Origin of the sequence: Pseudomonas alvandae, assembly GCF_019141525.1 — a bacterium.
In the GTDB taxonomy this organism is placed as follows: Bacteria; Pseudomonadota; Gammaproteobacteria; order Pseudomonadales; family Pseudomonadaceae; genus Aquipseudomonas; species Aquipseudomonas alvandae.
The window spans coordinates 5,555,188-5,575,662 of the sequence record NZ_CP077080.1 but is presented as its reverse complement, the minus strand read 5'-3'; the positions used below and the strand labels follow the sequence as shown (position 1 = coordinate 5,575,662).

Annotated in this window: 17 protein-coding genes, 4 tRNA genes and 1 pseudogene; 16 read left to right on the top strand and 6 right to left on the bottom strand. The window is 61.2% G+C overall.

Annotated elements, in window-relative coordinates:
- The first annotated feature begins 114 nt into the window (after positions 1-114).
- The 7 genes from KSS97_RS24880 to thiO are packed head-to-tail and all read left to right on the top strand — an operon-like array spanning position 115 to position 6,903.
- Positions 115-594: a GspH/FimT family pseudopilin gene (locus KSS97_RS24880; RefSeq protein WP_030140278.1), complete on the top strand. Its 480-nt coding sequence runs from the start codon at positions 115-117 to the stop codon at positions 592-594.
- The gene (gene pilV, locus KSS97_RS24875; RefSeq protein WP_217860371.1) at positions 591-1,052 is read left to right on the top strand and encodes a type IV pilus modification protein PilV; all 462 of its coding nucleotides are present in this window, start codon (positions 591-593) and stop codon (positions 1,050-1,052) included. Before KSS97_RS24880 ends, pilV begins: the two co-directional genes overlap by 4 nt.
- Positions 1,049-1,762 carry a PilW family protein gene (locus KSS97_RS24870; RefSeq protein WP_217860370.1) on the top strand — a complete coding sequence of 238 codons (714 nt, stop codon included), beginning with the start codon at positions 1,049-1,051 and terminating at the stop codon, positions 1,760-1,762. Before pilV ends, KSS97_RS24870 begins: the two co-directional genes overlap by 4 nt.
- Before the next feature lie 11 nt (positions 1,763-1,773).
- Positions 1,774-2,253 carry a pilus assembly PilX family protein gene (locus KSS97_RS24865; protein ID WP_217860369.1) on the top strand — a complete coding sequence of 160 codons (480 nt, stop codon included), beginning with the start codon at positions 1,774-1,776 and terminating at the stop codon, positions 2,251-2,253.
- Positions 2,240-5,338 carry a pilus assembly protein gene (locus KSS97_RS24860; protein WP_217860368.1) on the top strand — a complete coding sequence of 1,033 codons (3,099 nt, stop codon included), beginning with the start codon at positions 2,240-2,242 and terminating at the stop codon, positions 5,336-5,338. Before KSS97_RS24865 ends, KSS97_RS24860 begins: the two co-directional genes overlap by 14 nt.
- 8 nt (positions 5,339-5,346) lie before the next feature.
- Positions 5,347-5,751, top strand: a complete 405-nt coding sequence (locus KSS97_RS24855; RefSeq protein ID WP_198798121.1) for a type IV pilin protein — start codon at positions 5,347-5,349, stop codon at positions 5,749-5,751.
- A gap of 51 nt (positions 5,752-5,802) precedes the next feature.
- Entirely contained in the window at positions 5,803-6,903 is a 1,101-nt protein-coding gene (gene thiO / locus KSS97_RS24850) for a glycine oxidase ThiO (RefSeq protein WP_217860367.1), read from the top strand.
- A 204-nt stretch (positions 6,904-7,107) separates the two neighbouring features.
- On the opposite strand, the gene KSS97_RS24845 is transcribed toward thiO, so the two are convergent.
- From KSS97_RS24845 to KSS97_RS24825, 5 genes are all read right to left on the bottom strand, one after another.
- Positions 7,108-7,251: a hypothetical protein gene (locus KSS97_RS24845; protein ID WP_217860366.1), complete on the bottom strand. Its 144-nt coding sequence runs from the start codon at positions 7,249-7,251 to the stop codon at positions 7,108-7,110.
- Between the two features lie 391 nt (positions 7,252-7,642).
- On the bottom strand, positions 7,643-8,989 hold the full coding sequence (locus tag KSS97_RS24840) for a sigma-54-dependent transcriptional regulator (protein WP_030140271.1): 1,347 nt from the start codon (positions 8,987-8,989) through the stop codon (positions 7,643-7,645).
- Positions 8,986-10,575 carry a two-component system sensor histidine kinase NtrB gene (locus KSS97_RS24835; protein ID WP_198798123.1) on the bottom strand — a complete coding sequence of 530 codons (1,590 nt, stop codon included), beginning with the start codon at positions 10,573-10,575 and terminating at the stop codon, positions 8,986-8,988. Before KSS97_RS24835 ends, KSS97_RS24840 begins: the two co-directional genes overlap by 4 nt.
- Positions 10,565-10,798: a PP0621 family protein gene (locus KSS97_RS24830; protein ID WP_030140269.1), complete on the bottom strand. Its 234-nt coding sequence runs from the start codon at positions 10,796-10,798 to the stop codon at positions 10,565-10,567. The genes KSS97_RS24835 and KSS97_RS24830 overlap by 11 nt, the downstream gene beginning before the upstream one ends.
- Positions 10,799-10,920: 122 nt before the next feature.
- A complete protein-coding gene (locus KSS97_RS24825) occupies positions 10,921-11,937 on the bottom strand; it encodes an outer membrane protein assembly factor BamD (RefSeq protein ID WP_030140268.1) in 1,017 nt (338 codons plus the stop codon).
- A gap of 151 nt (positions 11,938-12,088) precedes the next feature.
- On the opposite strand from KSS97_RS24825, the gene rluD reads away from it, so the two are divergent.
- The 9 genes and pseudogenes from rluD to KSS97_RS28850 all read left to right on the top strand — a co-directional run bounded on the left by rluD (position 12,089) and on the right by KSS97_RS28850 (position 18,959).
- On the top strand, positions 12,089-13,051 hold the full coding sequence (gene rluD / locus KSS97_RS24820; RefSeq protein ID WP_030140267.1) for a 23S rRNA pseudouridine(1911/1915/1917) synthase RluD: 963 nt from the start codon (positions 12,089-12,091) through the stop codon (positions 13,049-13,051).
- Positions 13,048-13,773, top strand: a complete 726-nt coding sequence (pgeF, locus tag KSS97_RS24815) for a peptidoglycan editing factor PgeF (protein WP_217860365.1) — start codon at positions 13,048-13,050, stop codon at positions 13,771-13,773. The genes rluD and pgeF overlap by 4 nt, the downstream gene beginning before the upstream one ends.
- Positions 13,774-13,904: 131 nt before the next feature.
- Entirely contained in the window at positions 13,905-16,469 is a 2,565-nt protein-coding gene (clpB, locus tag KSS97_RS24810) for an ATP-dependent chaperone ClpB (protein ID WP_217860364.1), read from the top strand.
- Between the two features lie 299 nt (positions 16,470-16,768).
- Positions 16,769-16,844: transfer RNA gene (locus KSS97_RS24805), tRNA-Asn, on the top strand.
- A gap of 7 nt (positions 16,845-16,851) precedes the next feature.
- A tRNA-Pro gene (locus KSS97_RS24800) sits at positions 16,852-16,928 on the top strand.
- Between the two features lie 5 nt (positions 16,929-16,933).
- Positions 16,934-17,009: transfer RNA gene (locus tag KSS97_RS24795), tRNA-Lys, on the top strand.
- Between the two features lie 94 nt (positions 17,010-17,103).
- Positions 17,104-17,180, top strand: a tRNA-Pro gene (locus KSS97_RS24790).
- A 105-nt stretch (positions 17,181-17,285) separates the two neighbouring features.
- Positions 17,286-18,104 (top strand): annotated as a pseudogene (locus tag KSS97_RS28855) (MCP four helix bundle domain-containing protein); the annotation flags it as partial.
- Complete coding sequence (locus tag KSS97_RS28850) at positions 18,096-18,959, top strand: methyl-accepting chemotaxis protein (RefSeq protein ID WP_437127935.1); 864 nt, start codon at positions 18,096-18,098, stop codon at positions 18,957-18,959. The pseudogene KSS97_RS28855 and the gene KSS97_RS28850, both read left to right, overlap by 9 nt.
- Before the next feature lie 210 nt (positions 18,960-19,169).
- Here KSS97_RS28850 and KSS97_RS24780 read toward each other — a convergent pair whose 3' ends face one another.
- Positions 19,170-20,468: an NAD(P)/FAD-dependent oxidoreductase gene (locus KSS97_RS24780; protein ID WP_198798127.1), complete on the bottom strand. Its 1,299-nt coding sequence runs from the start codon at positions 20,466-20,468 to the stop codon at positions 19,170-19,172.
- Positions 20,469-20,475: the final 7 nt, after the last annotated feature.

Here is a 20,475-nt window from a genome sequence, read left to right as displayed (position 1 = left end):
CTGGAGTACGAAAACGACGCGATCCTGGCGTCCTGATTGAAACAACCACCCACACGGCGGTGGTTTGTTCTAGCGTGTAATGGCAGGTATAGCCGACGGCAACGGAGGGCATCGATGGATCTTCGTACAAAAGGTTTCACGCTGATCGAGGTGCTGGTGGCCCTTGGCGTGATGCTGCTGCTGATTACCATGGCGGTACCGTCGTTCACCGGTTCGCTGCAAGGCACCAAGGCCGATACCGAAATCGGTGACCTGCAGCGGGCCTTGAACTTCGCCCGAATGGAAGCGATCAACCGTGGCATCACCACGCGCGTTCGTCCGACCACGCAGGGTGGTGCCTGGAACGGCGAACTGATCGTGTACGACAACACTGGCAATCCGCCCAACCCGAATGTATTGCGGGTTGTTCCAGCGATGGGCAGCGGCGCGACTCTGACGCTAACCTCAGATGTGACCAGTATCGATTTCAACAACCTCGGCGGATTATCGGGCCTGGCCGTGCCGGTGAGCTTCAATTACGTAAGGGGGGCGCAAAGCAGGACGCTGAATGTTTGCCTCAACGGACGAATCGTATTGAATGGAAATTGCGGATGAAGGGTTGCAGTAAAAAGGCGCAGGAGGGCATGACGCTGATCGAAGTGCTGGTGGCAGTGCTGATCCTCGGGGTGGGCTTGCTGGGCGCGGCGATGATCCAGCTCAATGCGCTCAAATACACCGACAGCTCGCGCATGACCAGCCAGGCCAGTTTCATTGCCTATGACCTGCTGGACCGCATCCGCGCCAATTCTGGCGCCGACTACACCATCGCTCCACCCGGCTCCCCCAACCTCAACGTGGCCCGGGACCAGGACCTGTACGACTTCAAGACCAACATCGTCGCCTTCGGCGGCGCCACCGCCACGGGCACTGTGGCGCTGAACCAGCGGGTCTACACCATCACCATTTCCTGGGACGATGCCCGGGCCGCCAACACGACCAACGCGGCCGAGGCGCGGCGCAGCTTCGTGCTGACCAGCCGTGTCGCCGTCGATCCGGTGGCGGCGACGCCATGAACGGACGCAGCCGCGGCTTCGGCCTGATCGAATTGATGATCGCGCTGGTCATCAGCCTCATCGTGGTGTTGGGCGTCGTGCAGGTTTTCATCGCGGCGAAGAACACCTACGTCAGCCAGAACGCTGCCGCCGTCATGCAGGAGGACGCACGGTTTGCCTTGAGCAAGATGGTCCAGGAGATTCGCATGGTCGGCATGTTCGGTTGCCTGGCGACCGTCATCGATGCTTCCACGGATAACAGTTTCGCGGCCAGCCAGATCACGCCGATCCGCTGGGACAACGCGAACCGCAGGTTGACCCTGGTGACGGCGGACATTGGCAGTGGCGGTAACGCACCGACCTGGACCGTGGTCTCCGATTGCCGCACCTCGGCAACGGCCTATTCCAACGCCCGTGCGCCCGCGACGGGTCAGTTGGCCTTCCCGATTCGCCGACTGATCTACGGCTTCAACAACAATCAGCTACTGCTGGGCACAGGCCCCGGCACTCCGACCATGGCGGTGCTGGTGGACAATGTACGGGCATTCAACGTGACATTCGGCATGGCCGGCAGTGCGACGGACACCGCTGCCACCAGCTACAGCGCCAACCCGAGCGACCCGGCGCTGATCCGCAGCGTACGCCTGACCCTGACGCTGTTCGATCCGCGGAACACCGTGCGCGACCAGACCTTCAATGTGGTCGCCGCTTTGCGGAACCGGCTGCTATGAAGGGGCGATCGATGATTTCGATAGGGCACCGACACGGCCAGCGCGGCATGGCATTGCTGGTCAGCCTGGTCTTTTTGTTGCTGCTGACGTTGATCGGCCTTTCGTCCATGCAGAGCGCCACGCTGCAGGAAAAAATGACCAGCAGCGTCATGCAGCGCAACCAGTCATTCCAGCTGGCCGAGGCTGCGCTGCGGGTGGGAGAAAGCGCCGTGCAGGTCGAGACGTATTCATTGCCGGTCTGTACCACCACGGCCCAATGTGCGCCGCCGGCGGAGTCGGCGACGGTAACGGCGGCAGGGCGCAACTCGGCGTCGGGCGTGCTCTGGGTGGCCGCCGCCGGTGGGTTTTATGGCGTGCAGAACATCGGCACGACGCTTACGGCGGTCAACGTGCCGATCAATACCTCGGCAACGCTGTACCGGATCACCGCGGTGGCTGTGGTGGGCAACAACCAGCGCAGCGTGGTGGAGAGCATCTATGCGAAATATTAGGGCGCTGCTGGGCGCGGTGTGGGGGGCGTTGCTCAGCCTTTACCTGGCGGCGCCGGTCTATGGCTTCACGCCTTCGGAATCGCCCCTGTTGAGCGCGGCGGCGGTGACGCCCAACGTGATGCTGCTGATCGATGACTCGGGGAGCATGAATAACATTATCTGGGCGGCGGGGTTTGATCCGGCGGTCTCGCAGCCCACCGTTTATACATGTGAGTCCGCCACTAGCTGCAATAGCATCGCCAAGCTAAATATGGAGGATGGCAATGTTTTATTGGCGAGTCTGTCCCGTGGTGGCTGTTCCAAGTCTAGTAACTGGTACGGTTTTTATCGAAGCGACTTGGGAGAGGTCTGTCTGAGGCTACCCGACCCGGTTGGCAACGGAAACACTCGCTACACAGCCAAATACCTGTCCTATTTGCTGACTTTGTCCAATGGTTCGAGTCGGGATTTTACGACGGGGTCGATCCCCACCGATTACCGTATCAACGTGGCGCGGGACGTCTCAACCACCCTGGTCGCCAACAACCGCGCCCTGCGCATCGGGCTGGCCACTTTCAATCCACCTAACAGCGTCAACTCCGGCCCTGGCGGCAATATCGCCCGGACCATAAGCGACTTGTCACCCGTCAGCGGCAGTGTCACCCAGACCCAGGCCAACGCCAATTACACTGCCCTGATCAACGCCATCAATGCCTTGGGGGCCGTTGCCAATACCCCGCTGGCCGAAAGTTACTATGAAGTCACCCGCTATTTCCGAGGCATGGCGCCGTTTTACAACGGTACACCCAGCACCTACACCAGCCCGATCCAGTATCGATGCCAGAAGAATTTCGGTGTGGTCATTACCGATGGCCTGCCCACCTACGACCGAACGTTCCCCACCAATGACCCGTTGGGCGGTAGTCGTTTGCCGAACTGGGATGGCATCAGCACTAACGATGGTGCCGATCCTGCGGGTGACGGCGAAGGCGACACGCTTTACCTGGACGACATCGCCAAATTCGCCTTCGACATCGACATGCGCACCACCGGCACCGACGTCACCGGAAAAAGCTGGGAATCGGCCGACTTCCGACGCCAATACCTCAACACCTACACCGTCGGATTCACCGCCACCAACCAGATGTTGTCCGACGCGGCCCGCTACGGTGCGGGCAAGTATTACCAGGCCACCGACAGCGAGGGCCTGAACTCCGCGTTGTCATCCGCCTTGAGCGACATCACCTCCAAGGCCGGCTCGGGGGGCGGCGGCACCAGCAATGGCGCGACGCTGTCCAGCACCTCCAGTTACTACCAGACCACCTACGACCCCAAGGATTGGCGTGGCACCATCAAGGCGTTCGGCTTTACCTCGACCGGTACGGTCAACACGGCGGCGATGCAATGGACCACCGACACGGCCATCGTGCCCGGCGCCACGGCGCCGATCTATCAGTCCTGGAACACCGCCACCAACGTGCCGATCACGCTGGCCTACGGTAACTTCTCGCCGGCCCAGCAGACCAGCCTGAGCCAAGGCTTGCCCACCGGTATCACCGGCAACGACCTGGTGGAGTGGAGCAAGGGCACCAACAAGACGGGCTTGAAAGTACGCAGCGTCTTGCTCGGGGACATTATCAACTCACCGTTGGTGCTGGCCTCACCCAACGACCAGACCGCCTCGGACCTGGTGGGCGACACCAGCTACAGCACCTACCTGGCGACCAAGGCGACAAACATGAGCGCCAGCCTGGTGGTGAACGGCAATGACGGTTTCTTCAGCGTGATCAACAGCACGAATGGAACCCGGCGCTACGCCTACATGCCGTCGAGTGTGCTGCCTTCGCTGGAGATGATCGCCGATCCCGCCTATATCAATGGCGTGAGCCACAAATTCCTGGTGGACGGGCAGGTCGCGGTATTCGACGCACAACTGGGCAGCGTCTGGAAAACCCTCGCCCTGGGCGGCACCGGTGCCGGTGGCCGGGCGTTTTATGCGGTGCAATTGTTCGATGCGTCGGCGGGTAACGCGATCCGGGCACTTTGGGAAGTCAGCGCTCCAGCCATCGCCAACACGGGCCATCCCTTCAACGACCTGGGCTACGCCTACGCACGTCCTGAAGTGGCGCGCCTGGCGGACGGTCGCTGGGCCGCGTTCATTTCCAACGGTTATGGCAGCAATAGCGGCGTGGCGGCGTTGTACGTGGTGGACATTCGCGACGGTTCGCTGATTCGCAAAATCGTCGTCAACAGCAGCGAAACCGATAACGGCCTGTCGTCGGTCAAGCTGCGGGTCAATTCCCAGAACGTGGTGCAAGCCGCCTACGGCGGTGACTTGAAAGGGCGGATGTGGAAGTTCGACCTCAGTGGCACCTCCCCGACCGCCTGGGGCCTGGCGTTTGCCGGCCAGCCGTTATTCACCGCTCCCGGCGGCGCGACCCAGCCGATTACCGCACAACCGTTGCTGGCAGAAAATCCCCAGGGCGGCCTCCAGGTGTTTTTCGGCACTGGCAAGTTCAACGAGTCGGCGGACAAGCTCAACAAGGACCTGCAAGGGTTCTATTCGATCTGGGATGCGATCGGCGGCGGGGGGCAAATCACCGTGGCGAGCCTTCAGGCCCAATCGATCACCAATATTTTTTCCGGGACGACGGGGCAGTTCGTGACCACCAGCCAGACCGATGTCGCCTATCCCACCAAGAAGGGCTGGTACTTGCCGCTGGTGTACAACAACGCCTTGACCGGGGAGCGGGTCATCAACCCAGCCAGCCTGGTGCTCGGGCGTGTTGTCTTCACGACCGCCGCCGTTGATACCACCGACCCGTGCGCCAGCTTCGGTACCGGCAAGCTGATCGAAGTGGATGCGTTCAACGGTAAGATGCTCAACTATGCGGTGCTCGATACCAATAACGATGGTTCGATCAATACCCTCGACACGATTTCCGCTGGCGTGGTGTTCACGGGCGGGATACCGACCTTGAGTGCCGTCGTCAGCGCCAATGGGGCAACCAACATGGTCGTGAATGACTCCGGTGGAGGTATCACCGACCTGCTGACCAAGTCCGTCGGTGGCAGCCGTCGTATCATGTGGCGGCAAATACAGTGAGGTAAGGCATGCACAAATCCAACCGAGGTTTCACCTTGATCGAAATCATGATCGTCATCGCGATCATCGGTATTGTGATCACCGTCGGCTATCCGAGCCTGACCGAATACATGAAAAAGGCCCGGCGCACCGAGATCGCCTCGCTGTTGTCGGAGCAGGCGCAGATCCTCGAGCGCTACTACTCGAGGAACAACGCCTACACCAACGCGACTGGCCTGAGCGCCGGTAATGATTCGTACACCATTACTCCGACGACGCTGACGGACCAGAGCTTCATCTTGAAGGCAGTGCGCAAGGGCGGCTCGCCCATGGCGGCGGACAAATGTGGTGACTTCGTGATCACCAATACCGGCGTACGAAATGTGGAAAACGCCGCCGCTGGCGTGACCGCCAAGGATTGCTGGGGCCGCTGATTTTTTTCCGGACGTAGTTTGCGTCCATTGTCTTATGAGTCGAAACAGAACATGACCAGGCAACAGCAAGTGGTGATCGTCGGCGGCGGAGTCATTGGCCTGCTGACCGCATTCAATCTCGCCTCGGAAGGCCAGCGTGTGGTGCTGCTGGATCGCTCCGGCGTCGGTCAGGAGGCTTCCTGGGCGGGTGGCGGTATCGTTTCGCCCCTTTACCCATGGCGCTATAGCCCGGCGGTTACCGCGTTGGCCCATTGGTCGCAGGATTTTTATCCACAACTGGGCGAGCGCTTGTTCGCCGCTACCGGCATTGATCCGCAGGTGCATGTCACCGGGCTGTACTGGCTGGACCTCGACGACCAGGACGAAGCGCTAGCCTGGGCCAAACGGGAAGGACGCCCGCTGCGGGCTATGGATATCTCGGAGGTCCACGATGCGGTCCCGGTGCTGGGTTCGGGATTTTCCCGGGCGATCTACATGGCCGATGTGGCTAACGTGCGTAATCCCCGGCTGGTGAAATCCCTTAAGGCGGCCTTGCTGGCGATGCCCAATGTCACGCTTCACGAACACTGTGAAGTCAGCGGATTCATTCGCGACGGTGAGCGTGTGGTGGGGGTGAATAGTTCTGCTGGTGAGGTTCGCGGCGACCAAGTGGTATTGGCCGCTGGCGCCTGGAGTGGCGAGCTGCTCAAGACGCTGGGCTTGAAGCTGCCGGTCGAGCCGGTTAAAGGGCAGATGATCCTGTACAAATGCGCGGAGGATTTTCTGTCGAGCATGGTCCTGGCCAAGGGGCGCTACGCGATCCCGCGTCGTGATGGGCACATCCTGGTCGGCAGTACGCTGGAGCGCGAGGGCTTTGACAAGACCCCGACCGATGTCGCGCTGGAAAGCCTCAAGGCTTCGGCGGTGGCGCTTATTCCCGAGCTTGCCGATGCCGAGGTGGTAGGGCATTGGGCGGGGTTGCGGCCCGGGTCGCCGGAGGGGATTCCTTATATCGGCGAAGTGCCGGGGTTTGCGGGGCTTTGGTTGAACTGTGGGCATTATCGCAATGGGCTGGTGCTGGCGCCGGCTTCGTGTCGGTTGTTTGTGGATGTGATGTTGGGGCGGGAGCCGGTGATTGACCCTGTGCCTTATGCGCCGGCGGGGCGGTTGTAAGGTTCGGTTTTGATACTGCACCTATACTCAGACCCAATTGTGGGAGCGAGCTTGCTCGCGAAAGCATTCTCACAATCGATGAAGATGTTGAATGTGCCGGCCTCTTCGCGAGCAAGCTCGCTCCCACAGGTTTTTGGGTTGTGTGCAGATGTGTGAATACCTGCAAAACCATGTGGGAGCGAGCCTGCTCGCGAAAGCGGTGGTTCAGCTAAATAAATCCTGGCTGACGCCGCGCTCTTGCTCTTGCTCTTGCTCTTGCTCTTGCTCTTGCTCTTGCTCTTGCTCTTGCTTTGGATCTTGATCTTGATCTTGGCGCCCCGTTAAACCACGCTGGCCGAACGCAGGCATTGCGCAGTGGGCATCCCGGCATGGATGCCGGGATAGCCGCGCAGGGCCATGGATGGCCCATCGCGGCGGGCCCACGGAGCAATGCCGGAGTGAGGGCACACCGAGCCTAGGCGAGGTGCCGAGTGGTGGGGCAGAGCGTTTTTGGTTACTTTTGGCGCTCTTTCCAAAAGTGACCCGCTGTAAGAGCGGAACCGCCAGCAGCCGTTACCGCAGAACCGGATATACACACCGCCTCACAGCTAACCAGCCTTTGTAGGAATGGTCGGACAACCCCCCGATCCAAGCCGAATTCTCCGACGAGTTCTGGCGGTTGCCGTGACCGGGCGGTAGACGACGCTCTGCGGTAATCACACCCCTCGCCACGGGGGTGGCATGAACCCCACGCTATGAGCTAATCCAACCCCAACTTCTTCAACCGATACCGCATCGACCGAAACGACAACTTCAACCGCTGTGCCGCCGCCGTGCGATTCCAGCGGGTCTCTTCAAGCGCCTGGAGGATAACCTTGCGTTCGACGTCTTCCAGGTAATCCTCCAGGTTGTCGACCCGCACCAGATCCGGGTTAGCCACATCGCCAGCCACGTTGCTCTCGGCAAGGCGCAGGTCATCGGCCTCGATCTGATGGTGTTCGCAAAGGGTATAGGCCCGTTCCAGCATGTTCTCCAGCTCCCGCACGTTGCCGGGGAAGCGGTAATTGCGCAGGGCATCGAGTGCCGCAGGATGCAGCTTCGCCGCCGGGTTACCGGTGCTCGCGGCCAGGCGCTGGAGCATGTAGTTGGCCAGCGGCTCGATATCTTCACGACGTTCGCGCAGGGGCGGGACGCGCAGTTCAATGACGTTCAGTCGGTAATACAGATCCTGGCGAAAGCGCCCGGCCGCGACTTCGGCGTCGAGGTCTTTGTGAGTGGCGCAGAGAATTCGCACGTCCATCACTTCTTCCTGCTGGCCGCCGACGGCGCGCACGGCTTTTTCCTGGATGGCGCGCAAGAGCTTGACCTGCATCGCCAGCGGCAGGTCGGCCACTTCGTCGAGGAACAGCGTCCCGCCGTGGGCGGCCTGGAACAACCCGGGTTTGTCTTCGATGGCGCCGCTGAAGCTGCCTTTGCGGTGGCCGAAAAACTCGCTTTCCATCAGTTCAGTGGGAATTGCCCCACAGTTGACCGGCACGAAAGGCTGGCTGGCGCGCGGCCCTTGTTCATGGATCAGGCGGGCGACCAATTCCTTGCCACAGCCCGACTCGCCGCTGATATAGACCGGCGCCTGGCTTCGGGCCAGTTTTTCGATTTGCTTGCGCACGCCGCGCATCGGCGGCGAATCCCCCAGTAGAACGCGTTCGACGGTCGCGCCGGGCGTGGTGCCCGGTGACAGGCGCAGGGCGCTGCCGACCAATTCCCGCAGGCGAGCTAGATCGACTGGCTTGGTCAGGAAATCGAAGGCGCCTGCCTTGAGGGCATCGATGGCGACTTCCAGGCTGCCATAGGCGGTGATCATCGCCACGGGCAGTTGGGAATACCGTTGCTGGATATGTTTGACCAGCTCCAGGCCCGTGCCATCGGGCAGGCGCATGTCGGTCAGGCACAGGTCGAAGGCTTCGGCCGCCAGCAGGGATTGGGCCTCGCTGAGATTCTTGGCGCTGCGGGTGTCGAGTTTCATCCTGCCCAGGGTGATCTCCAGGAGTTCGCGGATGTCCGGCTCGTCATCGACGATCAGGATTCGTTGCCGTGAGCGTGTATTCAAATCTGTTTCCGTCCGTGAGCAAAGGTGATGCGGAAGCAACCGCCGCCTTGGCGTGGTTTGAAGTCTAGGCGGGCCTGGTTGCTTTCGCACAGCTCACGGGACAGATAGAGCCCAAGGCCGGTGCCTTGGCTGCTGGTGGTGAAAAAAGGTTCGAACAGGTGCGCCTGCTGGTCCGGCGTTACGCCAGGGCCGTTGTCGATGATGTCCAGCGTGGCCAGTTGGCTATGGGGATCGATGAACAGCTTCAACCAGGCCTCGGCCTTGTCATGGGCCAGCGCGCTGTGGCGCCAGGCGTTGCGCAACAGGTTGTCGAGCACTTGGGTCAGTTGGTCGGGGTCCATGAGCGTGATGTAGTCGCCGGGGTCGATGCTCAGGTGCAGTTGTTGGTGTCCTTCCGCGCTTTCGCGGGCCTGCCGGACGAATTGCTCGAGGCAGCTACGCAGATCCAGGCGTTGGGGGGCGGTTTGCTGGCGACGGGACAGTTGCAGGACGTTTTCGATGACGCGATTCATTCGTTGGGAGTGATCTTGAATAATCTGCGTCAGACGCCGGTCCGCGTCGTTCAGTTCCTCGGACTCGCGCAGCAATTGCGCGGCGTGGCTGATTGCCCCCAGCGGATTGCGGATTTCATGGGCGATACCGGCGGTGAGACGCCCCAACGATGCCAGCTTCAATTGCTGGGCGTGTTGGGCCACCTGGGCCAGGTCTTCGAGAAATATCAGGATCTGTTGCTGATCCTCTGCCCCGAGGGCGATGAAGCTGGGTTGCAGGGTCAGGCCCGTGCTGCTGATGGTCAGGCTTTGCGGGCGCAGGCTGGGGTTGTTCAACCACCCCTGCAATCGCTCGACCAAGGCGCTGGAATAATCGTCGATCCGTTGGCCGACCAGGTCATGCATGCCCAGCAGGTTCAAGGCGCTTTCGTTGGCCAACTGAACTCTGCGTTGGCGATCCAGGACCAGGATGCCGGTGCGCATGCGCTGCAGGATCAGCGCATTGAGGGCTTCGAGGCTGAGCACTTCGCTGGCTTTTTGCTCGGCCAGGGTTTCGCTGGCTTCCAGTCGTCGGGTCAGGCGTTGCACCAGCAACGCGGCGGCGAAGCACAGGGCGCCCAGGGTGCCTGCTTGCAGATAGCTGCTGGGTCGGCTCGAATCGCTGAGACCGAGCACGAACGTCGAGCCAACGATGCCCAGGGTGGCGACGGCGGCAATCAACAGGCCGATCCGGCCGCGCAGCAAGGTATTGCTGATCGCCACCGAGACGATGATCAGGTTGCCAATGGCGCTGGGGGCGCCGCCCGCGACGAAGAACAGCCACGACAGCAACAGGACGTCGGTCAAGGCCAGGCCGAACAACTGGGCAGGACGACGGGTGTTTTCCAGGAACACCACCAGCAGGATGTTCAGTACCAGGTATAACCAGCTGCCGCTGCGCAGCAGATCGTCGTTGGCGAACTCCAGCAGGCGGTTATCCATGTTGCTGGAAATCAGCAGCACCAGGGTGATGCCGATGCTGAGGCGGTACAGGTGATACAGACGCAGCAGGCGCTGCGCCTGTTTGACGCGAGGGAGCGGGGCTTCAGCGCTCACGAGTGCCTGGGCCTTGCTCAAGGTGAGCCTGGCTGCAATACCATTGCTGTTGGAGGGGCAATGCGCGATCCCGTGGCAGGTGCACGCCGCAATGGGCGCAACGAACCATGGGCGGCGCGTCCTGTTCACGGGTTGCGTTGGGCGCGGAAGTGCTGGCCTTGAATTTGCGCCAGAACCATACCGCGGCGGCAATCAGGGCGATCCAGAACAGTAGACGAAGCATGATGGGCGGCTTTTTGGCTAGAGATCAGGCAGTTTAGCCAAGGACTGGAACGGCGCACAGCGCAATAAAACCCAGGCACAAAAAAGGAGACTCGCAGGTCTCCTTTTTTGTCAGGCCAAGTCTCAGTCGAACAGGCCGAATGTCATGTAGCTGAACCAGGAGCGGTCGCCGGACTCGTTCTCAGGCTCCGGTTCTTCGATCACGTCGCCGTTTTCGTCCTTTGGCTTGAGCTCGTTCGGAATGGCTTCCTTGGCGTCCTGGAACTGGCGCTGTACGTCCTGGTTGGCGCGGGTTTCGCCCGGCGGCAGCGGCGGACGGGATTCGATCATGCCCAGGGTCGCCTTGCTCAGCCACGAACGGTTGTCCGCCTCATCGACGCGCGGCGTGAACTGGCCGTCGACCAGGGAAGGGTGGTCCGGATAGTTCAGCTTCAGGGTTTCCAGGCTGGTGGCCGCGAGCTCATCCAGGTGCAGGCGCTGGTAGGCTTCGGTCATCACCGCCAGGCCGTCGCCCACCGATGGGGTTTCCTGGAAGTTTTCCACCACATAGCGGCCACGGTTGGCGGCGGCAACGTAGGCCTGGCGGGTCAGGTAGTAGTCGGCCACGTGGATTTCGTAGGAAGCCAGCAGGTTGCGCAGGTAGATCATGCGCTGCTTGGCATCAGGCGAGTAGCGGCTGTTGGGGAAGCGGCTGGTCAGCTGGGCGAACTCGTTGTAGGAGTCGCGCGCGGCGCCCGGGTCACGCTTGGTCATGTCCAGCGGCAGGAAGCGCGCCAGCAGGCCGACGTCCTGGTCGAAGGAGGTCAGGCCCTTGAGGTAGTAGGCGTAATCGACGTTCGGGTGCTGCGGGTGCAGACGAATGAAGCGCTCGGCGGCGGACTTGGCCGCTTCCGGCTCGGCGTTCTTGTAGTTGGCGTAGATCAACTCCAGTTGCGCCTGGTCGGCGTAGCGACCGAACGGATACCGCGACTCCAGCGCCTTCAATTTGGCGGTGGCGCTGGTATAGCTGTTGTTGTCCAGGTCGTTCTGCGCCTGTTGGTACAGTTCGACTTCGCTCAGGTTTTCGTCTACGACTTCCTTCGACGAGCAAGCAGCAGTCAATGCGAGGATGGCGATCAGCAGCAGGTGTTTCACTTGCATGGCGGCTTGCGTCCCTATGACGGCCGCTGTCTTGGGCGGGGCCGTCCTGTTATGATGAGCGCCCCGTTGAAAAGCCTCGGGGCAAAAGACGCCGTATTTAACCACAAGCGCGCAGCCGAAACCAAAGGCTGTGCCGACGCCCAGTCCGAGCATGTCCGATAAAATAGAACTTCGCGCAGAGGTGCCGTCCGATTTGGGCGGCCAACGCCTCGATCAAGTCGCCGCCCAACTCTTCGCAGAGCACTCGCGCTCGCGCCTTTCCGCCTGGATCAAGGACGGCCGCCTGACGGTGGACGGGGCGGTCATCCGTCCGCGCGACATCGTCCATGGCGGCGCCATCCTCGAGCTGACCGCCGAGCAGGAGGCCCAGGGAGAATGGGTCGCCCAAGACATCGCCCTCGACATCGTCTATGAAGATGACGACATCCTGGTGATCAACAAGCCCGCGGGCCTGGTGGTGCACCCGGCGGCCGGTCATGCCGATGGCACCCTGCTGAACGCCTTGCTGCACCACGTGCCGGACATCGTCAATGTCCCCCGCGCCGGTATCGTGCATCGTTTGGACAAGGACACCACCGGCCTGATGGTGGTCGCCAAGACCATCCAGGCGCAGACACAACTGGTCACGCAGTTGCAAAGCCGCAGTGTCAGCCGCATCTATGAATGCATCGTGATCGGCGTGGTCACCGCGGGTGGCAAGATCAACGCGCCGATCGGTCGCCACGGCCAGCAGCGCCAGCGCATGGCGGTGATGGAGGGCGGCAAGCAGGCGGTCAGTCATTACCGCGTGCTGGAGCGTTTCCGTTCCCATACCCACGTGCGGGTCAAGCTGGAAACCGGTCGGACCCACCAGATTCGCGTGCACATGGCCCACATCAACTTCCCGTTGGTGGGCGACCCGGCCTACGGTGGTCGCTTCCGCATTCCGCCGGCTGCCAGCCAGACCATGGTCGAATCGCTGAAGAATTTCCCGCGCCAGGCGCTGCACGCACGTTTCCTCGAACTGGATCACCCGACGACCGGCAAGCGCATGAGCTGGGAGTCGCCGTTGCCGGATGATTTCGTCTGGCTGCTGACCTTGCTGAAGCAGGACCGCGAGGCGTTCATCGGATGAACGACTGGCTGATACCCGACTGGCCCGCGCCGGCCCGGGTCAAGGCCTGCGTCACCACCCGCGAGGGCGGCGTCAGCCTGGCGCCGTTCGACAGCCTCAACCTGGGCGATCATGTGGGCGACGACCCTGCGGCTGTTGCCGAAAACCGTCGTCGCCTCACTGATCGGTTCGTCATGCGTCCGGCCTGGTTGCAGCAAGTCCATGGAATTGACGTGGTCGAGGCTGATCCGACTCGGGTCGTCACTGCCGATGCCGGTTGGAGCGCCACGCCGGGCATCGCTTGCACTGCGATGACGGCGGATTGCCTGCCGGTATTGTTCTGCAATCGTGCCGGCACCCATGTCGCGGCAGCCCATGCCGGTTGGCGGGGGCTGGCCAACGGTGTGCTGGAGGCGACGCTCGACAGCCTGCAGCAACCCAGCGAAGAGATGCTCGCTTGGCTCGGCCCGGCCATTGGCCCGCAAGCCTTTGAGGTCGGCCCGGAAGTGCGAGAAGCCTTCATCGCCCATCTGCCGTCGGCGGACCAGGCCTTTGCGCCAAGCCCCAATGCCGGCAAATTTCTCGCCGATATCTACGCGTTGGCACGGCTACGCCTGGCGGCACGCGGCGTAACAGCCGTCTATGGTGGCGGTTTGTGCACCGTGACCGATCCTCGCTTCTATTCCTACCGGCGCAATCCCCGCACCGGTCGTTTCGCCTCCCTGATCTGGCTTGAACGCTAGACTCCCCTGATCTGTATCAACAGCGCGCTGCTTGAATCTTCCAGAATCGACCACATCTATAACGGTATCTGGCAGGTTTCTTCATTCAGGATGTTTCTCTAGGTCCGGCCTGCTCATTAGGAAGGTGACCCATGCGTATTGACCGTTTAACCAGCAAATTACAACTGGCCCTGTCCGATGCCCAGTCCCTGGCCGTCGGCCTGGACCATCCCGGTATCGAACCGGCGCACTTGATGCAAGCCATGCTCGAACAGCAGGGCGGCTCGATCAAGCCACTGCTGATGCAGGTGGGCTTTGACGTCAACAGCCTGCGCAAAGAGTTGGCCAAGGAACTCGACCAACTGCCCAAGATCCAGAACCCCACCGGCGACGTGAACATGTCCCAGGATCTGGCGCGGCTGCTCAACCAGGCCGATCGCCTGGCCCAGCAGAAGGGCGACCAGTTCATCTCCAGCGAGTTGGTCCTGCTCGCCGCGATGGACGAGAACAGCAAGCTCGGCAAATTGTTGCTCGGCCAGGGTGTGAGCAAGAAAGCCCTGGAAAACGCCATCAATAACCTGCGTGGCGGCGATGCGGTCAACGACCCGAACCACGAGGAAGCCCGCCAGGCCCTGGATAAATACACCGTCGACCTGACCAAACGCGCCGAGGAAGGCAAGCTCGACCCGGTGATTGGTCGCGACGATGAAATCCGCCGCACCATCCAGGTCCTGCAACGTCGTACCAAGAACAACCCGGTGCTGATCGGTGAGCCTGGCGTGGGCAAGACCGCCATCGCCGAGGGCCTGGCCCAGCGCATCATCAACGGCGAAGTGCCCGATGGGCTGCGGGGCAAGCGACTCTTGTCCCTGGACATGGGGGCGCTGATCGCTGGCGCCAAATACCGCGGCGAATTCGAAGAGCGGCTCAAGGCGCTGCTCAATGAGCTGTCGAAGCAGGAAGGCCAGATCATCCTGTTCATCGACGAATTGCACACCATGGTCGGCGCGGGCAAGGGTGAAGGCTCGATGGACGCCGGCAACATGCTCAAGCCTGCGCTGGCTCGCGGCGAGCTGCATTGTGTCGGTGCGACCACGCTGAACGAATATCGTCAGTACATCGAGAAGGACGCGGCCCTGGAGCGGCGCTTCCAGAAAGTACTGGTGGATGAGCCGAGTGAAGAAGACACCATCGCGATCTTGCGGGGCCTGAAGGAGCGCTACGAGGTTCACCATAAAGTGGCGATCACCGATGGCGCGATCATCGCGGCGGCCAAGCTCAGCCATCGCTATATCACCGACCGCCAGTTGCCGGACAAGGCCATCGACTTGATCGACGAGGCCGCCAGCCGTATCCGCATGGAAATCGACTCCAAGCCGGAAGTGCTGGATCGGTTGGAGCGGCGCCTGATTCAGCTCAAGGTCGAGTCCCAGGCCTTGAAGAAGGAAAGCGACGAAGCGGCGAAGAAACGCCTGGAAAGGTTGCAGGAAGAAATCGTTCGTCATGAGCGTGAGTACTCCGACCTCGAGGAGATCTGGAACTCGGAAAAAGCCGAAGTCCAGGGTTCGGCGCAGATCCAGCAGAAGATCGAACAGTCCCGCCAGGAATTGGAAGCGGCCCGCCGCAAAGGCGACCTCAACCGTATGGCCGAGCTGCAGTATGGGGTGATCCCGGACCTGGAGCGCAGCCTGCAGATGGTCGACCAGCACGGCAAGAGCGAAAACCAGTTGCTGCGCAGCAAGGTCACCGAGGAAGAAATCGCCGAAGTGGTGTCCAAGTGGACCGGCATTCCGGTCTCGAAGATGCTCGAAGGCGAGCGCGACAAGCTGCTGAAGATGGAAAGCCTGTTGCATCAGCGTGTGATCGGCCAGGAAGAAGCGGTGGTGGCGGTGTCCAACGCCGTGCGCCGGTCCCGCGCCGGGTTGTCTGACCCTAATCGTCCGAGCGGCTCGTTCATGTTCCTCGGCCCGACCGGCGTGGGTAAGACCGAATTGTGCAAGGCGCTGGCCGAATTCCTCTTCGATACCGAGGAAGCCATGGTGCGCATCGACATGTCCGAGTTCATGGAGAAGCACTCCGTGGCGCGGCTGATCGGCGCTCCACCGGGGTACGTCGGCTATGAAGAGGGCGGCTACCTGACCGAGGCCGTGCGGCGCAAGCCGTACTCGGTGATCCTGCTCGATGAAGTCGAGAAGGCGCACCCGGATGTGTTCAACATCTTGCTGCAAGTGCTGGAGGATGGTCGCCTGACCGACAGCCATGGCCGTACGGTGGATTTCCGCAATACGGTGATCGTGATGACCTCCAACCTGGGCTCGACGCAGATCCAGGAGCTGGTGGGCGATCGCGAGGCGCAACGTGCCGCAGTGATGGATGCGATCTCCACCCACTTCCGGCCGGAGTTCATCAACCGTGTGGACGAAGTGGTGATCTTCGAGCCGTTGGCCCGGGATCAGATCGCCGGTATCACCGAGATCCAGCTGGGGCGCCTGCGCAGCCGCCTCGCCGAGCGCGAGCTGAAGCTGCAACTGAGCGACGAGGCGTTGGACAAGCTGATCGCGGTGGGTTACGACCCGGTCTACGGCGCGCGGCCGCTCAAGCGAGCGATCCAGCGCTGGATCGAAAACCCGCTGGCGCAGTTGATTCTGTCCGGTCGCTTCATGCCGGGCGAAACCGTGACCGGTACGGTGGAGAACGACGAAATCGTCTTCAACTGAAGGCCGGCACAGCCGGATATTGGAATGGCCTCGACTTACGAGGCCATTTTTTTCATCAGGTCGTTGAACTCAAAGGAAAAGGCTTGTAAAGTGCGCCCCGCAGTACGTCACCCCCGGGGTCACTTCTCAGCGAGAGGCAACCCAAAATAAGTTGCAAATCATTGTCTTGAAAGCAATTTAAGGGGTTGACAGAGGTTTTGAAAATTGTAGAATAGCGCGCCTCAGACACACGAACGCAGCGATGCAGGCGGGTAGAAGAGGTTGAAGCTAGCTTCAATGCAGTAACTTGAAATATCAGTTCCGTGATAGCTCAGTCGGTAGAGCAAATGACTGTTAATCATTGGGTCCCAGGTTCGAGTCCTGGTCACGGAGCCATTTCAATCGGGGTATAGCGCAGTCCGGTAGCGCGCCTGCTTTGGGAGCAGGATGTCAGGAGTTCGAATCCCCTTACCCCGACCATATTTGGGTCGTTAGCTCAGTTGGTAGAGCAGTTGGCTTTTAACCAATTGGTCGTAGGTTCGAATCCCACACGACCCACCATTTTTGAAACCAGCTCGCTGGAATCGAATCTTAAGATCAGAGGCCAAAAGCGCTGATCGAGGAAGGCGACTTGCAAGGGTCGCCTTTTTTTTACCGGGGTATAGCGCAGTCCGGTAGCGCGCCTGCTTTGGGAGCAGGATGTCAGGAGTTCGAATCCCCTTACCCCGACCATATTGAAAATCCTCGTATCGAAAGATACGGGGATTTTTTTTGCCTGCGAAAAATGCCGATGGCATCAAGTCGTCGTACAACCTGCCGATAACCCGCCGAGAGGGCATGGACCGACGCCCTTACTTTTGGCTAACAACAAGAAAGGCGCCCGTTATGTTTCTTCGTCAATTGAATATCGCACCCCGTGCCGCGCTGGGTTTTGCCTTGATCGCCCTGTTGGTGGCGTTGCTCGGGGTGTTTGCGTTGGGGCAGATGTCGAGCATTCGCGACAGTGAGGTCGCGGTGGAGACTCAATGGCTGCCGAGCATCCGCGGGGGTGATGAGATCCGTGAGTGGATGCTGCGGATCCGTACCATTTCCCTGCGCATGGCCCTGGATCAGGACCCGAAGAACGTTGCTGTGTACCGCGGACAAATGGACACGCGCGACAAGGAACTGAGCGAAAAAATCGCGGCGTACGAAAAGCTCGTTGTGACGCCTGAAGGCAAGGCCCTCTATGATCAGTTCAAGCAGACCTTTGCCGCTTACCGTGCCGGTATCGCGCAATCGTTCATCCTGGCGGAGCAGGGCCGTCGGGATGAACTGATCAAACTGTTGCTGGTGGACATGAAAACCGTGGTGGATGGCTCGGGCAAGCAGCTCAACGACCTTGCGGAGTTGTTCTCCAAGCAAGTGTCCATCGAGAGCCAGAAATCCCAGGAGCATTACGTCAATTCGCGAATGATCGTCAGCCTGTTCGTCGTGCTGGCTGCCCTGGCCACCGTTGTGCTGGCGATGTTGTTGACGCGCAGCATCGTCAAGCCTTTGGGCGAGGCGTTGAATGCGGCCGAGAACGTGGCGCGGGGCGACCTGACCCGGCCCATCGAGACCCATGGCAACGATGAAGTGAGCCGCTTGCTCAAGGCCCTGGCGACCATGCAACAGAACCTTCGGCAAACCTTGCAAAGCATCAGCGGCTCGGCAACACAACTGGCGACCGCTGCCGATGAGCTGAACGCCGTCACCCTCGACAGCACCCAGGGCCTGCAACAGCAAAACAACGAAATCGAACAGGCCGCCACCGCCGTCACGGAAATGACCACTGCCGTGGAAGAAGTCGCGCGCAACGCCGTCTCCACCTCTGATGCGACCCGTCAATCCAGCGAATCGGCAACGTTGGGCCAGGAGCGGGTCAGCGACACCGTCGAGGCCATCAGCGCGCTTGCCAGTGATGTACAAGTGACCGGTGGCCTGGTGCAGTCGCTGGCGAACCAGTCCCAGGACATCGGCAAGGTGCTGGATGTGATCCGGGCCATTGCCGAGCAGACCAATCTGTTGGCGCTCAACGCGGCCATCGAAGCGGCCAGGGCGGGGGAGAGCGGTCGTGGTTTTGCCGTGGTTGCCGACGAAGTGCGAGCGCTGGCGTATCGCACGCAGCAATCGACCCAGGAGATCGAGCAGATGGTCCAGGGCATGCGCAACGGCGCCACCCAGGCGCTGGATTCCATGCAGGCCAGTTCCAGTCGCGCGGCGAGCACGTTGGCGATGGCGGAGCGGGCAGGCGAGGCATTGCAGACCATCACAGCGTCGGTGCATCAAATCCACGAGCGCAACCTGGTGATCGCCAGCGCCGCCGAGGAACAGGCGCAAGTGGCCCGCGAAGTGGATCGTAACCTGGTCAATATTCGTGATCTGTCCGTGCGCTCGGCCACTGGCGCGGACCAGACCAGCGCGTCCAGCCACGAGCTGTCGCAACTGGCGAATTCGCTGCGCACGATGGTGCAGCGGTTTCAGGTTTGAATGATTGGCCGCGCAGATTGAGTTTTATCGTTTGGATACTGTTGACTGCACGGCCGCCTTCGCGAGCAAGCCCGCTCCCACAGTTGATCGCGTACTCGTGAACTACTCGATCTCCTGTGGGAGCGGGCTTGCTCGCGAAGACCATGGAACAGGCGATGCATCTCTATAGCTCAGCGCCACCACACGCGGCTGGCGCTTCGCTTTTTATCCTCAGTGCAGTTTCAACCGCGGCTCAGTCCCGCGCCCGATCTTGCTGCCCAGCATCAGCATCGCCGTGCGGAACATCCCGTACAGCGCCATCTGGTGCATGCGATACAGCGACACGTAGAACATCCGCGCCAGCCAGCCTTCGAGCATCACGCTACCGGTCAGGTTGCCCATCAGGTTACCCACCGCCGAGAAGCGCGACAGCGAGATCAGCGAACCGTAGTCGGTGTATTTGTATTCCGGCAGGGCCTTGCCTTCGATCCGCAATTTCAGCGATTTCGCTAGCAGCGAGGCTTGTTGGTGCGCGGCCTGGGCGCGGGGTGGAACGTTGCGGTCGCTGCCCGGTTGCGGGCAGGCGGCGCAGTCGCCGAAGGCAAAGATGTTCTCGTCGCGCGTGGTCTGTAGCGTCGGCAGCACTTGCAGCTGATTGATCCGATTGGTCTCCAGCCCATCGATGTCCTTGAGAAATTCCGGCGCACGAATCCCGGCCGCCCAAACCTTCAGGCTCGCGTCGATCACTTTGCCATCTGCCGTAACCAGGCTGTCAGCGGTGACCTGGCTGACGGCGGCGTTGGTCATGACGTTGACCCCGAGTTTTTCCAGGGTCTTGTGCACCGGTCCGCCGATACGCTCGGGCAACGCTGGCAAGACCCGTGGACCCGCCTCGATCAAGGTGATGTGCATGTTTTCCGGTTTGATCCGGTCCAGGCCGTAGGCATGCAATTCGTGGGCGGCGTTGTGCAGCTCGGCCGCCAGTTCGACGCCCGTCGCGCCCGCGCCGACGATGGCGACGCTGATGCGCTCGACGACGTCGGTCTGCCCGGCATGGGCGCGCAGGTAGTGGTGGAGCAATTGCTGGTGGAAGCGCTCGGCCTGTTTGCGAGTATCAAGGAACAGGCAGTGTTGCGCCGCGCCCTCGGTGCCGAAGTCGTTGGTGGTGCTGCCCACTGCGATTACCAGTGTGTCGTAGCCCAGCTCCCGGGCCGGTAACAGCTCCACGCCCGCCTCGTCATAGGTGGCGGCCAGTTGGATTTTCTTGTTCTCGCGATCCAGGCCGCTCATGCGCCCGAGCTGGAACTCGAAGTGGTTCCATTTCGCCTGGGCGACGTAGTTGAGTTCGTCTTCGGAGGAGTTCAAGGAACCGGCAGCCACTTCGTGCAGCAGGGGTTTCCAGATGTGGGTCAGGTTCGCGTCGACCAGCATCACACTGGCCGTGCCGCGCTTGCCCAGAGTCTTACCCAGACGGGTAGCCAACTCCAGGCCGCCGGCGCCGCCGCCAACGATGACAATACGATGAGTCATGGGGATA